This window comes from Rhizobium sp. Rhizsp42 (genome assembly GCF_047304155.1).
Classification (GTDB): Bacteria; Pseudomonadota; Alphaproteobacteria; order Rhizobiales; family Rhizobiaceae; genus Rhizobium.
Genome location: NZ_JBGLYS010000094.1, coordinates 1 through 1632 on the forward strand (window position 1 = coordinate 1; position 1632 = coordinate 1632).

A 1632-nucleotide genomic window follows, 5' to 3' on the forward strand; every position below is an offset into this window, starting at 1 on the left:
TGTGGCAGCCATGTTGAAATGTCCGCCGATATGCAAAGTAGAAATGTCCGACTGGTCGCTACACGGCACACCGACCAGCCCCGATCGGAGCGGCTAATCCCGCTTGCAAGATCAGATCGGGGCGGGTGGCAAACACACCTCTTCGGCTTTAGCTTTGAGGTTATTCGACCTTCAGCTCACTCCGCGGCTGCCTGCTTCAACAGCGCCTTTTTGCGCCGCGCAATCACCGCGGGATCATTCATGAAATCCGTGCTCCGTCCCGGCTTTCGACCCCGTGGCTGGTAACCGATCTTCTCGCTATTGGTCTTGACGACCGGCGGCACATGCTGGTCCTGACGCTCCTTGACGTAAGCCAGAATATCACCGAGCCGCTTGTTCTCGGTAATTGCCGCATGCGTTACCCGCTGGTCCTTGTCGAACACCGTATAGGGTAGGGAGTATCCTTTCCAGCGTACATCGAGGCGACCATCCGCATAGGCATAGGTCTCGACATAATGGCCAACCAGACCACGCGTCACGTCGGTCTCCGCCAACATGATCCGCTTGCGTTCAAACGAAAACGTCAGCTGTGTTCCGACGTAACGCTGCTCGCGTTTACATAGGATCTCGGTCAATCGATCCGGCGCCAGATTCAGCGGCCGGTGCAAATCATCGCAACGGGCAGGGACGATGGAAAATCGCGCATTATACCGGCTCATGAAACTCGCCAGAAACGCGTTGCCAGTCTCCATGTCATCGATCCTGGCCAGTCGCAGCGCCTTGACCAGGCGATCCTGCAATGTCCGGTTCATCCGTTCGACACGACCCTTGGCTTGGCTGGAATTTGCGCAGAGAATCTCGATGTTTAGCTCGCAAAGCGCACGCCCGAACTGCGTCATGGCCTGGCCGCCCTTGGCATCCTTCCTTGCCACTCGGAACACCGAATGCTTGTCTGAATAAAACGCGATTGGGGCACCGTGCTCACGCAAATAAAGCCCTAGCGCTTCAAAGTAGGAAAACGCACTTTCCGATCGCACAAACCGCAATTGCATCAACTTGCCGGTCGCATCGTCGATGAACACCAATAACGTACACGGATCGCCACGATCTTCGAACCAGCGATGGTCGGAGCCATCAATCTGCACCAGTTCGCCATAAGCCTCGCGACGCAATCTTGGCTGATGGAAGGTCCGGCGCTGCTTGCGCGACAACCAGATGCCGGCATCGATCATCCAATGACGCAACGTCTCGCGCGACACACACAATCCATCCCGCTCCGCCAGCATCTCTGACGCGAGGGTCGGGCCAAAGTCTGCATAACTTTCCCGGACCAGCGTCACCGCGTAATCCCGAACGCCGTCGCTGATCCGGTTGTTCGATGGACGTCCGATCGCCTTGTGGCGGATCGATGCGGCTCCTCCAATGCTCATCCGGGTCAACAATCGGCGCACCTGGCGCGTGCTCACGTCAAGCACATGCGCCGCCGTCACCATCGTCATACGGCCAGCCGCCACCTTCGACAAAACCTCGATCCGCCGCAGATCCCGCTCGCTCATCGCTATCAATCCCATCTGCTCGTCTCCGCGTTATCAAACGCGGGGAGTGTGACACTCTAACTTTGCTAAATTAGGACATTCTAACTTTGCGGCTACA

At 57.2% G+C, this 1632-nt stretch carries 1 protein-coding gene; it reads right to left on the bottom strand.

Features of this window, described 5'->3' with window-relative positions; genetic code table 11:
• Nucleotides 1-176 precede the first annotated feature (176 nt).
• Complete coding sequence (locus ACCD05_RS31640) at nt 177-1550, bottom strand: ISNCY family transposase (RefSeq protein WP_413397614.1); 1374 nt, start codon at nt 1548-1550, stop codon at nt 177-179.
• Nucleotides 1551-1632: the final 82 nt, after the last annotated feature.

Bases quoted from the DNA above. Each gene is read 5' to 3' on its own strand.
- ACCD05_RS31640 (WP_413397614.1), bottom strand. From the start codon at position 1,550: ATGGGATTGATAGCGATGAGCGAGCGGGATCTGCGGCGGATCGAGGTT.